The organism is Mucilaginibacter sp. L196 (assembly GCF_009765905.1).
GTDB lineage: Bacteria > Bacteroidota > Bacteroidia > Sphingobacteriales > Sphingobacteriaceae > Mucilaginibacter.
In genome coordinates, this window is sequence record NZ_LMUO01000015.1 from 15,967 (window position 1) to 29,371 (window position 13,405).

Below are 13,405 nucleotides of genomic sequence, written 5' to 3' on the forward strand. Positions count from 1 at the left end.
CGTGATTCACAATTAGTGTTTTTATTCATCTATTTTTAACAGGCTCTCAGTTTTATTAGTTTTTAATTCCCGGATTTTTATTTGAATTAAAAACTCATAATACCCCATGTTAATACAGTATATAAGTCCGGGTATACCTTCTAAAAAACCTAAGTTTAATACATATGCCTGAAAAAAACGTAATAATGGCCATCCCGGTAAATGACTTAGCCGTGATTTTAAAGCGGGATTACGCAGACTTGCATGCGTAGAGAATATATTTTTAAACGGAGGCCAATTATTAAGGCGAACTACGGCTTCCTCGCTTGAATAACGGTTATGCCGTTCAATCCATTGAGCCCAACCTTTAGAAAAGCCAAAATGAAGATAAGGCTCTTTAATATATAGTATTTCACCTATCACATTGTCTTCTTTTTGACCATGACCAAAGTCAGTAAACATCGCCCTACCTTTTCTCATTAATCTAAATTGCCATTTTGGAAAATTATCACAATGCTTCAACCATCTATTTTCAAGCATCATTTTCCAGCAACAATAAAAACCCGCCACTTCGTTACTTGCACCAAGTATAGCATTAGTAATTGCCACAAAAAAGGATTCAGTTACAATTTCATCAGCATCTAAAAACAATATCCAATTATGATTGATATTTAAGTTATTTAAAGCGTAATTTCTTTGCTTACCAAAACTTTCAAAAGGATTAGAAGAAATTTTTGCATTATATTTTTTTCCAATTTCAATAGTTTTATCAATACTTCCCGAATCAAGTATATGAATATCATCACACCATGTTAAAGAGTTTAAACATAATGGCAAGTCATTTTCTTCATTTTTTGTTAGAATAATAACAGAAATCATTTTAATATATTACTAATGTTTGGTAACATTTTATGTCTTTCATCATTAAAGATACAATAATCTAAATACGAATAATTAGTTTCTATTTACTACACCAATAAACGATTTCAAAACAATTTAGATTTGATCAATAGCCCCTTATAAATATGATTATAGTATTTATATTATAATTCTTTTTTTAACAGCTACGCACGGATGACCTGTACATACCATCCAATCAGGCATATCTTTGTTCACCACAGATCTGGCCCCTATAACACATCCCTCGCCAATAGAAACCCCCGGATGGATAAATGCTTCGGCAGCTATCCAGACTTCGTCACCAATATTTATTGGCATTGTTATAAGAGGAAATCCCTTGCGCGTATAATCATGGGTACCGGCACATAAATGCGCCCCCTGTGATATTACCGCTTTATGGCCTATTGTTATTATGCCTTGTGAATAAAGTGTTACGCCATTAGCAATACCACACTGATTATGTAATATTAAATTCCAGGGTGCCCAAATTTTTACTTTTGGGTAAACATGCACACCTTTGCCTACTTTTGCACCAAATATTCGTAAAACAAACGATCTCCATCCAAATAAAACTCTTGGTGAATAACAGAAAAAGAGGGTGTAAGTAATATTCCATACCCCTCGCTTTATACGATTCATTAATGAGAATGAAGGACCTGTATGTGTATCTGTATTTACCATTACAATATATTCATAAAAATGAAATAACAACTACCAGACTAAATTAACTATCTAATAGTGAATACAATACATCATTAACTCTTTGTGATACTGGTGCAATTTCAAAATTTTCTTTAAAAACCGAAAAAGCATTTTCCGACATGTTATTTTTTTCGGAATCACTTAATCTTATCCATTTTTCAATAATGTTTTTTATGCTTTCTAAATTATCACTTCCCACTATCCCACCTTTTTTAATCTCACGATAGATATTAACCTGATCAGAAATCAATACTGGTTTGGAACATGCAAGCGCTTCAGCTACAGAAATTCCAAAATTCTCTTGATGGCTGGTAAGCACGAAAGCCTCGCACCCATAGTATGCACCCCATTTCGCATCGCCAGATAGCATGCCTGTAAAAAAAATGCTCTCTGATGAAGAGCCTTTGGCTAATGCTTGTACTTTTTTACCATATGCGGTTTCAAGTCCGGGCCCTGCAATAACAAGTTTAGGCATGTCGATGTATTGATTACTCAATAATTTATATGCGTTTATTAAAAGATCAACACCTTTTTTTTCATGTATACGGCCTAAGAAAAGCAAATAAGATGATTCTTTTAATCCAGGACAATATTCTTTGAACGAAGTTGTCATGTACTCATTAAAATCAGGTGGAGTAGCAACCCCGTAACCAATATTATATTCTTTTTTGGGGTTATAAGGTGTAAATGTTTTACGTGCTAGTAATAGTTCAGCCTCACAAGTAAACAATAAGCCATCAGCATCATTTACTAGTCTATTTTCTATAAATTTCCAATAAAAAAAGTTTCTTATAGCTTTTATTCTTCTATCTTTTGCAAATTGAAAATATGGATCAAGCATACCATGCGGCATCACTAAAACCTTGGGTAGTTTTTTATTCGGATACTGTTTTTTTAAATCCTTTATAACCTTCCATGTTGCATAACTATGGTATTGCCATAAGCCATGAATAATAACAATATCAAATTTTTCCAGATTAGCTGTTAACCACGGGATCAATTTTTTCGAGTATTGCCATCTCCCCTTACCATCACCCAATGCATTGATCTTAAATGTATCTTTATTAATATATTTTGAATAATTTTCATCCAAACATACAACCTGCCTGATCACATCGGAATCTTTATTACCTATTTCAAGATTTCTTATACCCTGACAAGGACCACCGCTTTCCGGGTCCATACTTACTATAACATGGAGTATATTCATATGGTAATACTATATATTAAAATTAATTAAAGTTTGAGTTTCACGAATGTATCTCTCAATTTCATCCATTGCAATATTTGTATCAAACCTTTTAGCATTATTTTTACCATTGCGTATAATTTCGACCCTATTCGTTTCCGGTGAATTAATTAATTGGTTTAATGTGTTAGCTGCTTTCTCAGCCCAAATATCTATTTCTTCTTTAATTAATGGCATTATATCAATATAGATGGCTGCGTCACCACCAACTTCTGTCATAGGGGCTTCATTTGTGGTTATAACTGGGCAACCCGAAGCCATAGCTTCCGCAATTGGCCAACCAAAACCTTCGGCAATTGATGGGAACAGTAATACCGATGCACCTGAATAAGCTACATTTATATATTCATCATTGATATTATCCAATGTAAAAATATCGTTTTTATATGGAGAAGTTTCAATTTCTTGTTTTAAGGCTTCTGAAGGCGCTATCCCAATTAATAGTAAGGGAAGTATTTTATCACTTAATAAACGCCAAACCGTATAAATTTTCACTACTCCCATCCTATTTTTATACCACTGATTGCCGCCCACGTGTAAAATATAGCCATCTTTTAAATCAATGCCTGTAAGCTTGGATAGTATATCCCTGGAACTAAAGCTTTCGATTAAATCAAAATCTTTATTCAACCCATTATAAACAACTTTAGACATTTTAGGGACACGACCTAAAAACCGATGAAGGTCTTCCTGAGTTCTTTTTGATACAGCGATAAAATTTTCTCCTTTGCTATATCCCTTGCGAATAAGACGCTGATATATTTTACCGGTTAAGCCTGTTGGATTTTGCGGTATTTCGCCTTTTGCTGATCGTTGGGCCAAAAAATCATGACAAATAATTAAGTTGGGTAAACGTTTTACTATTGGCACCCACATCCCCAAAGCATGATCGGTAAATAAATAAAATGTATTATTGTTACGCTTAACCTGCTTACGCACGAATAGGGGGAAAATTATAAACTGATCAACATACCCAAACCATTTTTTAAATATGGAAGGAGCCGCGATTTTAGAAAAAACTTTTTGGGGAGAGTATATTTCAACGGTATAACCTTTTACACGCATACTCTCGGCCAGCATATTAGTAAACCTTGGCATACTCTGTTGGCCTAGAAAATCAGGATGGGCAAATAACACGATTTTCATCTAGTTTTGAGAGGTTAATTCACCTGCGGGATCTGTTAAATTTTTAATTACTGAACTTTTTCCGCTTCGCATGGAAGCTATTACTATGCCAGCTCCAAAAATGCTAAAACCAAGTGAAGTAGGTTGCGACCATTGAGCCTGAGGTAATGTTAGTACACAAAAACTCAACAAAATCCATGGTAAGAAATCTCCTTTAGATAAAAATTTAAAACATTCTAAAGCAATTTTACCTGTTACACCCAAACGGATAACAATAACCGTAAGGCCCATAATTATCCCCATTTCGCCTATTAATCTTCCCCATTCACCTTCAGCAACAAGAAATTGGGCTTTCCCGGAAATCAATGCACCACCAACGCTCGTACCGATGCCTATACCCATGCCAAAAAATGGCAATTGATCTGAATTGGTTATGGCAGAAAACATTCCACCGAGGTAACGTCCTTGCAATGTGCCTTTTACTCCACCTTCTGATTTACTTGCACTTGTAAAACGTTCTGAAAATGCCTCTGTAGCTGTTTTAAACACCGAAAGTTGGCTTAGTAAAACAAACAAAGTAAGCACCGAAATGACAATTATTATAACTTTCCCAACCGATTGTTTACTCCTGAGAACAGCCAACAATACAAATGCAACTGTAACTAATATAGAAAAGAACAACGTGCGACTTATTGAAAGTGGAATTGACATCAGAAGAGCTATTGAAGCACACAACAATATTGTTTTATTCATTTCTTTTTGTCTTACTATCCAAAAATAAAATATGAAACATGCCGATAGACTATAAAAAAGTGCTGTACCATTGGTAAATGAAAAAGTTGCTGGTGGCCGAAAAAAACCTAAAGCACCAGTAAATCCTCCCCCTGCAACATCGCCCCCTATACCGCGGTTTATCCAAGCCGACTGTGGACTGTAAAATTGCAAAATTATTAATAGGGTCATTGGTAACACTAACCACGTTAAAAACCTACCCAATTTTAATACATCTTCACGATCAAACACATTACCAATTACAAATATAATGGGAAAATGTACTATCAATGTTCGAACACCATAAAGTGCTACTAGAAAAACACCATGGCCCCAAAAAATGGCTGTAAATAGTCCAACTATTCCAATTACATATATTATCATTACATAGATATTAAATACAACTACCCCCCTCTTCCAAGCTGTATAAACAAGCCATATGGCTAACGGATCACGAATAAGAAGTAATGGCGATGATAAACCAGGTAATATCCACTTACGTAGTGCTCCTTCAAATATTAATAGTATAAAATATATCCAAATGCCCTTTTTAATGGCAGAATAGGGATCACGCGTTACATGTTTTCGTGATCCGTTATTAGCGGGCAACGTTAAATTATTTTTATCGGGGGGAGTAATTGAAATATCCATATAACAATTAAGTTAACTCATTAATGCTTTCAATAACTATTTTACCATAATTTGCCCAAGTATATTTTGCTGCTTGTAACTTAACTTTTTTACTCATTTCAGTTAGTTCATTATAGTTATCCAAGAACCATTTCAATTTTTCTGCAATAATTTGAGGTGATCTTATTGGCACTAGAAAACCTGTTTCTCCTTCAATAATTAAATCTTCGCCACCTGTATTAGGTGTAATAATTAATGGTAATCCCTGGCTCATTGCCTCTTGCATAACCAGTGCCCGGCCCTCAACTATTGATGGTAAACAAAACACATCACAAGTACGCATTAATGCCAATACCTCCTTATTTGGCCTCCCTTGCTCATGAGTGAAATCCGGGAGTTCATTTCGGTAAAAGTCTATAGGCATCTGAGGTTCTCCCATAACTACAAGTTCAATATTTGGGTTATTTAACATTTTAACCGCTGTAAACAAATCGCCAAGTCCCTTGCGTTGGCTCATCGACCCTACAAATAATACGCGCAACTGGCGGCTAAGCTGCTCACCTTTATCAACTTGCTGTTTTTCATTATCAATAGCGGGCGTTCCAAAAGGCGCCATTACTATTTTTTTACTTTTCGCCCATTCTGGTAATGATTCTAACACAAAATGCGAAGGTACAATTACAAGATCCGCTAATTCCAATTCTTGTTTTTTTCTTTCATATTTAGCTGCGGAATTATGTATTCCCCCACCCAAAGTATCGGCCCAACCAGGTAACCGTATAGCCTCCTCATTCATTAGTTTTTTACCTGCTTCCCAATACGCTATAGGTAAATCATATATGCATTTTAATCCTAACAATTTCGCTTGTTTAAATGTTTCTAATGCACCATCTTCATAGGCATATACACCAGTTACACCGTGTTTAGCTGCTTTTTTTAAGGTAGATGCTACGTGCCTATCAATACTTTTATATACGGCATCAACACTAAATATCCCGTATTCATGTTTTATTAATTTTTTAAAACCGACCTTTATGGATAACATACGTCCAACTTCTACCAAAGGCCATACTTTTGTATGATGTTTAATTTTATACTCAAAGTTTCTTCTTTGAAATTCAGCTAGAAAGGGTATTTTTTGTAATCTACCTAGCAAACTATTTGGAAAAGATGCTATTGATGTATGAAATTCATATAACATACCTTCTTGGGCAAGTTTATAAACAACAGCCCTTGAATTATTATTACCTGTAGGATGAGAAATTATTAATTTCATTTTATATCACTTATAATTACCCCACTAACCAAGCTTGGTTCGAAGCCAAGAATCCACAAGGATTATAATCAATGTCTGTAACTCTTTTTTTGGGAAGAAGGGTTGCCGGATTACCAATCACAATACCATACGCGGGCACAGATTTTGCAACTACGGCCCTGGCGCCAACTACAGCTCCCCTACCAATATGAACCCCTGGCAGTAGCATTGCACCTGTTCCAATCCACGCATAATCATCAATAACAATTTTCTTTTTAATATGGTTCCATCCCGGGTCGCTCACATCATGCGAAGCCGTCAAAATTTCAACACCATCGTTAATACATACTTTCGACCCTATTTCAACTTGCTCATGAAGTGCTATATATACTTTCCCTATAAAAGTAAAATCACCTATTGTTAATTTACTTTTATGCCCATCAGCTCTTAATTTTCCAATCTCGGCTGTATCGCTTATAACTGCACCTTTTGCAATAAGTTTATTACGGCGAATGCTTCTGATTAAATGATCGGGAAATGAAAAGATACGTTTACCCCACGCTCTACAAAATTTACGGCTTCCAAAAGGGAACCGGGCTCTATTCTTCCAAAGATAATTAATACTGGCCATATTATTTAGTGTCGTTAAAAAGGGAATCAATAAATAGAGAACTTATACCTAAAATATTATTAACCGGTAACTGATTTGTTGTTTTTGTAAAAAGTGATTTTAAATTTCCTTTTTTGTAAACCGCGATACCATTGGATAAATTTATATTATTATTTAGTTTCGGATGCCATAAACTTGGAACACAAATCACAAAAAGGCCATGCTCACGCATTGCTGCAACCGAACCGCTTTTTTCGAGCAATGCAACGGGCGTTGTTGATATGCCTACACTGGATGAAGCCAACGTTTCCGAAACATAACTTGCTGGTTGTTTCCCTAAGACAATTACATTCATTTTTAGCGAATTAAACGCATCAATCCAACTTTGTTGCTCTTTTCCACAATTACCAATTAGAGTTAAAGAGACATTTAAATCTTTTTCGATTGCATATTCAGATAATTCCTTAGCAAAATCAGATATTGGGGTATTAGGATGCAGGTGACCAAATAGTACTAATTTTATACAATTATTATCAATTATTAATTGCTTTGGCTCTTTTATGCTGTTAATTAATGGGATATTTCCAAATAAAGGTAAATGCTGCGCCTCTACCCCAATTCCTAATAATTCTTGTTGATAAAGAAGTGTATGTGTATGTATAACTTTTGGCTTTAAACTTTTAATTAAACCTTTAATTATTATTTTTTGGACTCCACCTAATATCCTATGTTTTGTGCTAGAATTAATTTCTATGCCAAGCCATAGTTCATGAAACATTACGTGCCACATCCTGTCTTTCCCAAGTGTCGCCAGTTTATTAAGCCATAATGGTAATCCTTTTTGATGATAGCCATATATAACAAATTGCAGGCTTATCCAATTGGGGTTGAATTCATCAATATACTTTTTTGCGGTTTTAAGTCGAGATCTTAAAGGTAAATCTGCAGATAAACGCAATGCCGATAAATCAACATTTTCAATGTGTTGATTTTCTACAATTTGATCCTTAATATATTTATCATTTAAAGCTATTACAGCTATTATATGGCCCTGACGGATCAATTCAAACGATAAACGGCGAACATAGTCACCAACTCCATCCCGACCAAGTTCAAAAGAACTACATATAAAAATAATTTTCAATTTATTTTCTGTCTCCTATCTTTTTGCAGGCCCCTTGCCTATATTTCATACTAAGAAATAGACTGTGTAACAACTACACCTGTCGCAACAATGGTACCATCGCAATTCTAACCCCTTTAAACTATCACATTAAGCATATATTATCAATAACTTTCATATAGCTAGTATTATTGAAATAACCTACGGTACGAAAGTTTATAATTAAGATCATTATTACGTGTTTTAATTATCCGTGCAGGAATTCCTGCCACTACGCTAAAAGCTGGTACATCCTTAGTAACCACTGAACCTGCTGCAACAACAGCGCCCTTGCCTATTGTACACCCGGGTAATATTATTCCCCGGGTACCGATCCAAACATCATCTTCAATTACCACTGGCTTGTTGCGACTAGCAAAATCAGGTGAATTAAAATCATGATCAGCTGTTAGAATAATTACTTCCTGTGATATTGATACATTATTCCCTATAATTATATTACCACGATTATCTAACCTGCATTTGGCATTAATAACAGAATTGTCGCCCATTACAAATCCATTTTTACAGTCAAATACACAATCCATAAAAATACTACTCTTATGGCCTATCCTAAATCTCATTACAACTCGGTAAAACCAAAGCCTGAATGTATGACTGGGGATACATGAAACCCATCTATTACAAAAATACAATCTGAACTCTGACAAAAATCGATGCATTCTATTAGGTATTTAGCTGCCAAAAACGTTCTTTAATTTTTTCCATATCAAATTTAGACTTTGCTAATTCTTTTGCGTTTCGCGAAAATTGCTGAGAATTATCAATTAACTCTTCTATGGCTATTGTTAAATCATCTACGTTTAATGAATTACAACATACAGCAGCTTTTGAACTTTTCAGCAATTTACAAGCAGCGCTATCATCAGGACCATGATAAAGTATAGATCCTGAAGCACCTAGATAGCCAATCATTTTGGTTGAAAGACTATATAAATAAAAATCAGGAACAGTAAATTTTATTGGAAGATAAAGAATTGAAGCAGAATTGAGTTCATTTCTAAGTTCTACATCATCAAAAGAAGCAGGATTATATATAGTTTCAAACAATCTGTTGTTAAGATATTTTACCTGTTGCGTACCTCTCAAAACAACCCTTATATGATATTTCTTTTCAACTATTAATTTATCAATAGCGGTGGCAAGAACTTCAAACAATGGTAAATAATCGTGGTGAAGTAAACCTGCAAAATAAATTGTAATTGCAGATTTGTTTATGTTAAATGGAATTGCATTTTCTTCTATATTAACTCCATCTGTGATTATTTCAAATTCCTTTTCTCCAAATAACCGTTGATACTCAACCCCCATTTGCTCGGATATAACTAATCTCCTTGTGGATTGAAGCCAAAGTTTTTGTGTATTTTCAAATGAACCACCTGCAGTTGAAAAGTGATCATGAAATGATGTCCAAACAGTTTTTTTTAAACTCAAATCACTTAACGTTGCAGAAAAAGGGCCATGATCAACTACATGTAGTATATCATAATCCAGCGTTAACGCTTTCTTTTTAATCCGGTTTTTATTATAGTTTAAAAATGTATGATACTGTGACCAATATACAATTGTGCGCAAATATGATTTCATCCAACTTTGATAGGTTGGCTTAACTTTATAAACAGTTTCCTTTATTGCTCCGGGAGTATATTTCGAAGAATAATAAATTGTAGTAAAGCCTATTACTTTATCTTCATGGCCCTTGTATAAACGCCGCAGTATGCGTGCGCCGCCACCATAAGAATACAAATAAAGTGGGTGGTAAGATAGAATTTTCATGTTTGCTATTAAAATAACTTATAGTTGAGCCTGTTATTTTTTATTTAGCTGGGCCTCAACAATTTGTCTTATTGTTTCTTCCAGCGAAATTGTAATGTCCCAGCCCGGATAATGTTGCCTCATTTTATTCAAGTTTGAAATATAGCATATATGATCACCTATCCTGTTCTCATTAACATATGTATAAACCTGAGGTTTATTTGAAAATTGCTCAACTATTTTAAAAGCCTCCCATATTGAACATGAATTATCTCGTCCACCTCCAATATTATACACCTCTGCAATTCGTGGAGCATTTATAAAATTATCTATAAAGTTTGCTACATCATGCGAGTGGATATTATCACGCACCTGTTTACCCTTATAACCAAAAACATTGTAGTTTTTACCCTCAATATTGCATTTAACAAGATAACTTAAAAAACCATGAAGTTCAACCCCCGAGTGATTAGGGCCAGTTAAACACCCGCCTCTAAGGCAACATGTTGGGATACCAAAATACCTGCCGTATTCCTGAACCATTACATCCGCAGCTACCTTTGATGCCCCAAAAAGCGAATGCTTTGATTGGTCAATAGAAAATTCCTCATTAATACCTTCAGCATAAATCGGATCGTCATAATCCCAACGTGTTTCCAATTCTTTAAGAGCAATAGTATTCGGCCGGTCGCCGTATACTTTATTTGTAGACATATGTACAAATGGAGACTCCGGACAGGCTTGCCGCACTGCTTCAAGCAAATTCAATGTTCCTACTGCGTTCGTATCAAAATCATCGAATGGGATATCCGCTGCCCTATCATGGGAAGGTTGTGCAGCGGTGTGAACTATTGCATCCGGTTTTATCTGTTTAAGCAAAGCAAGCACTCCAGTACGATCTCGGATGTCAAGTTCGTGATGTTCAAACGTATTTTCTAATTTTTCACTTAACCGATTTTGATTCCATCTGGTATCGCCTTGTGGACCAAAAAAAACTGCACGTTGGTTATTGTCTACACCATGTATTTGCCACCCTAATTTCGAAAAGAAGACACATACCTCTGATCCGATTAAGCCGGACGAACCGGTAACTAATAGTTTTTTCATTTTACTAATAACTTGTTTTTAAATTAAACTTAGAATATAAACCTTGCAATATGGCATATCTTATTAATAAAATTATGCGTTTTTCAGTGTCATAAAACACCTAATAGCTTGATCCATATCTGTTGTAAAGGAAAAGCAGGAATAAGTACCTCTTTCAAATCACTGGATATATCTAGCGTTGGCATCGTTATTACCTCTACAGAGAAAACGTCAGATTCTTTACCTTGATACAAGCGCCTGAGAACGCGCGCAGCACCCCCATTTTGATAAAGAGAACCAGGTTGGATAGAAAGAATCTTCATTTAAATGATTTATCGTATTTCCAATTCATTCTACACAATTCTTTGAATTGAATATAACTTAACTTAAATGAATTGTTCTTATTTAAGATTGTATTTTTAATAATAGCCAATGCTTGCCCCCACCATGTGCGTTTAATACTGCTATTAAACATTTTTTGCTGGATACCACTTTGGTATAATAAGCCATGTAAGTGAACCATATCCGGTGCAGAATCTTCGTAAAACCTTTTAATATAGGCTTTTGTTAACCTTGCTGCCGGCATAAAGTGTGTGAATTTAAGTTTAGATGAGTAAACTATGTCATACCCTAATATTATGGCTTTATAACATAGTTCAGTATCACCAGCAGAGCTTAATTTATTACCAACCCTACAGGTTAAAACCTGAGGTGTTTCCGTAATTGCTAATAACACACTTGTGCGCCAAACACTGCCTGCCCCAAATACATATCCTTTTTCTTTTGTTATTATACCATCATTTGGATACTGGGAACCTATGGCATATACACCATGATAATCATCAAACCAATCAGGCTTAGTTCCCAACTCAAATGCAGCAACACTTAGGCCGCCGATTACACCAGCGGTGGGATACTTTTGCATTAACTTTGCCGCTTCGGTTATATAATCGGCATCAAGCCAGTTATCATCATCGCATATTATAATATACTCATATTTTGCTTCGCGAATTCCTTTTCTTAATGCAGAACTTTTACCAGGTGTTAACTCTTTTAAAACTGTATAATTTTTTAAACCTTTAAATTTTCTTCCTTCTTCAATAGCAACAGTTGTCGTGTCATCTGTAGAAGCATTATCTACAATTATTACCTCAATCTCATTGTCATCGTTCAAATCAAGTTTTGAAAAATGAGCTATCGTCTCGGGCAATCTTTTCGAAGAGTTGTAGCAACAAACGATTATAGAAAAACCTGCCATATTATAAATTATTAATTATTTGCTATACTAAACTTATCCAATTCAACCTTCATATCAGGCGTCTCTATCATCATTAACGGAACGCTTCCATAAAATGAAGCCCAAAGGCTGAATGTACTTGGCGGCCCAATTATATAATCACATTTGGATAACGCGTAAATATCTGTAATAAAATGCCTCTCTTCAATATTTACCTTCATGTTATTAAAAATATCTTTATTAAAACTTTCGTTTGAACAAATTAAGAACGCACATGTTTTCCCTTGTTGCTCAAAAAGACTTTTAATTTCTTTCATTTTTTCTGTATACACTTCAACCGGGTAAAAATACTTCCCGTTATTAAAACTGGCATAATCACCGCGCCTAATGTGCACGCCAATAACCACATCTGCTGCTTGCCTTAAATCTGTTATAAGCTTTTCAACTTTATCAAGATATTTTTTTTGTGGTGTAAAAATACTTCTTATAGTTTCTTTGTGTTTTACTAAGTTATCACGGTCACGGTATTGCCAACCATCTGCTATTAAAATTTTATTTTTTATTAATTCCTGGAAATTAATATTGTTTAAATCAAAGTCAATATTTTGATAGTCCTCATCTTGTAAACTATGGTACGCAAACTTATAATATTTTATTTTATGATATTGGAGAAGAATACTTAACCGTTTATTAAATATCCCCCCAGGCAATATCTTTTGAGTTACATTATATCGTCCAAAATCATTTAGGGCTGTTTTTTCAAAGTATTCTTTATACTCGCTAAAACCGGGGTATACCAATTTATGTTCGTGCTCAATAGCATTAGCAATAAAATAGCTGAAATGAAATAATTTATTCCCAAGCTGCCCGTTAAGTTTCGAAACTATTAACATAAGTCGAATTAATAATATATAAGATAGCTG

General features: G+C 34.7%; 14 protein-coding genes. All 14 read right to left on the reverse strand.

What is annotated here, in order from left to right; translation table 11 throughout:
* Positions 1-21: 21 nt before the first annotated feature.
* Positions 22-858 carry a glycosyltransferase family 2 protein gene (locus GSQ74_RS11030; RefSeq protein ID WP_158993187.1) on the reverse strand — a complete coding sequence of 279 codons (837 nt, stop codon included), beginning with the start codon at positions 856-858 and terminating at the stop codon, positions 22-24.
* A 159-nt stretch (positions 859-1,017) separates the two neighbouring features.
* The gene (locus tag GSQ74_RS11035) at positions 1,018-1,560 is read right to left on the reverse strand and encodes a DapH/DapD/GlmU-related protein (RefSeq protein WP_158993189.1); all 543 of its coding nucleotides are present in this window, start codon (positions 1,558-1,560) and stop codon (positions 1,018-1,020) included.
* Positions 1,561-1,603: 43 nt separating this feature from the next.
* A complete protein-coding gene (locus GSQ74_RS11040; RefSeq protein WP_158993191.1) occupies positions 1,604-2,791 on the reverse strand; it encodes a glycosyltransferase in 1,188 nt (395 codons plus the stop codon).
* Between the two features lie 9 nt (positions 2,792-2,800).
* Positions 2,801-3,976, reverse strand: a complete 1,176-nt coding sequence (locus GSQ74_RS11045) for a glycosyltransferase family 1 protein (protein ID WP_158993193.1) — start codon at positions 3,974-3,976, stop codon at positions 2,801-2,803.
* Positions 3,977-5,377 carry a hypothetical protein gene (locus GSQ74_RS11050; RefSeq protein WP_216846720.1) on the reverse strand — a complete coding sequence of 467 codons (1,401 nt, stop codon included), beginning with the start codon at positions 5,375-5,377 and terminating at the stop codon, positions 3,977-3,979.
* A 7-nt stretch (positions 5,378-5,384) separates the two neighbouring features.
* A complete protein-coding gene (locus tag GSQ74_RS11055; protein ID WP_158993195.1) occupies positions 5,385-6,632 on the reverse strand; it encodes a glycosyltransferase family 4 protein in 1,248 nt (415 codons plus the stop codon).
* A 16-nt stretch (positions 6,633-6,648) separates the two neighbouring features.
* Positions 6,649-7,242 (reverse strand): acyltransferase, encoded by a 594-nt coding sequence (locus tag GSQ74_RS11060; protein ID WP_158993197.1) that lies wholly within the window; start codon positions 7,240-7,242, stop codon positions 6,649-6,651.
* A gap of 1 nt (position 7,243) precedes the next feature.
* Positions 7,244-8,365 carry a hypothetical protein gene (locus GSQ74_RS11065; protein WP_158993199.1) on the reverse strand — a complete coding sequence of 374 codons (1,122 nt, stop codon included), beginning with the start codon at positions 8,363-8,365 and terminating at the stop codon, positions 7,244-7,246.
* 167 nt (positions 8,366-8,532) lie between these two features.
* On the reverse strand, positions 8,533-8,967 hold the full coding sequence (locus GSQ74_RS11070) for a DapH/DapD/GlmU-related protein (protein WP_254060865.1): 435 nt from the start codon (positions 8,965-8,967) through the stop codon (positions 8,533-8,535).
* A 103-nt stretch (positions 8,968-9,070) separates the two neighbouring features.
* Positions 9,071-10,180 carry a hypothetical protein gene (locus GSQ74_RS11075; RefSeq protein ID WP_158993203.1) on the reverse strand — a complete coding sequence of 370 codons (1,110 nt, stop codon included), beginning with the start codon at positions 10,178-10,180 and terminating at the stop codon, positions 9,071-9,073.
* Positions 10,181-10,213: 33 nt separating this feature from the next.
* Positions 10,214-11,266: an NAD-dependent epimerase/dehydratase family protein gene (locus GSQ74_RS11080; RefSeq protein ID WP_158993205.1), complete on the reverse strand. Its 1,053-nt coding sequence runs from the start codon at positions 11,264-11,266 to the stop codon at positions 10,214-10,216.
* Between the two features lie 89 nt (positions 11,267-11,355).
* Positions 11,356-11,568 (reverse strand): hypothetical protein, encoded by a 213-nt coding sequence (locus tag GSQ74_RS11085; protein ID WP_158993207.1) that lies wholly within the window; start codon positions 11,566-11,568, stop codon positions 11,356-11,358.
* Positions 11,565-12,503, reverse strand: coding sequence for a glycosyltransferase family A protein (locus GSQ74_RS11090; RefSeq protein WP_158993209.1), 939 nt, complete (start codon positions 12,501-12,503; stop codon positions 11,565-11,567). Before GSQ74_RS11090 ends, GSQ74_RS11085 begins: the two co-directional genes overlap by 4 nt.
* 11 nt (positions 12,504-12,514) lie before the next feature.
* Positions 12,515-13,375, reverse strand: a complete 861-nt coding sequence (locus tag GSQ74_RS11095) for an alpha-1,2-fucosyltransferase (protein WP_158993211.1) — start codon at positions 13,373-13,375, stop codon at positions 12,515-12,517.
* Positions 13,376-13,405: the final 30 nt, after the last annotated feature.

Coding starts and splice junctions, on each gene's coding strand:
- GSQ74_RS11055 (WP_158993195.1), bottom strand. CDS start 6,632: ATGAAATTAATAATTTCTCATCCTACAGGTAATAATAATTCAAGGGCT.
- GSQ74_RS11030 (WP_158993187.1), bottom strand. CDS start 858: ATGATTTCTGTTATTATTCTAACAAAAAATGAAGAAAATGACTTGCCA.
- GSQ74_RS11060 (WP_158993197.1), bottom strand. CDS start 7,242: ATGGCCAGTATTAATTATCTTTGGAAGAATAGAGCCCGGTTCCCTTTT.
- GSQ74_RS11050 (WP_216846720.1), bottom strand. CDS start 5,377: ATGGATATTTCAATTACTCCCCCCGATAAAAATAATTTAACGTTGCCC.
- GSQ74_RS11075 (WP_158993203.1), bottom strand. CDS start 10,180: ATGAAAATTCTATCTTACCACCCACTTTATTTGTATTCTTATGGTGGC.
- GSQ74_RS11040 (WP_158993191.1), bottom strand. CDS start 2,791: ATGAATATACTCCATGTTATAGTAAGTATGGACCCGGAAAGCGGTGGT.
- GSQ74_RS11095 (WP_158993211.1), bottom strand. CDS start 13,375: ATGTTAATAGTTTCGAAACTTAACGGGCAGCTTGGGAATAAATTATTT.
- GSQ74_RS11045 (WP_158993193.1), bottom strand. CDS start 3,976: ATGAAAATCGTGTTATTTGCCCATCCTGATTTTCTAGGCCAACAGAGT.
- GSQ74_RS11085 (WP_158993207.1), bottom strand. CDS start 11,568: ATGAAGATTCTTTCTATCCAACCTGGTTCTCTTTATCAAAATGGGGGT.
- GSQ74_RS11070 (WP_254060865.1), bottom strand. CDS start 8,967: ATGAGATTTAGGATAGGCCATAAGAGTAGTATTTTTATGGATTGTGTA.
- GSQ74_RS11035 (WP_158993189.1), bottom strand. CDS start 1,560: ATGGTAAATACAGATACACATACAGGTCCTTCATTCTCATTAATGAAT.
- GSQ74_RS11090 (WP_158993209.1), bottom strand. CDS start 12,503: ATGGCAGGTTTTTCTATAATCGTTTGTTGCTACAACTCTTCGAAAAGA.
- GSQ74_RS11080 (WP_158993205.1), bottom strand. CDS start 11,266: ATGAAAAAACTATTAGTTACCGGTTCGTCCGGCTTAATCGGATCAGAG.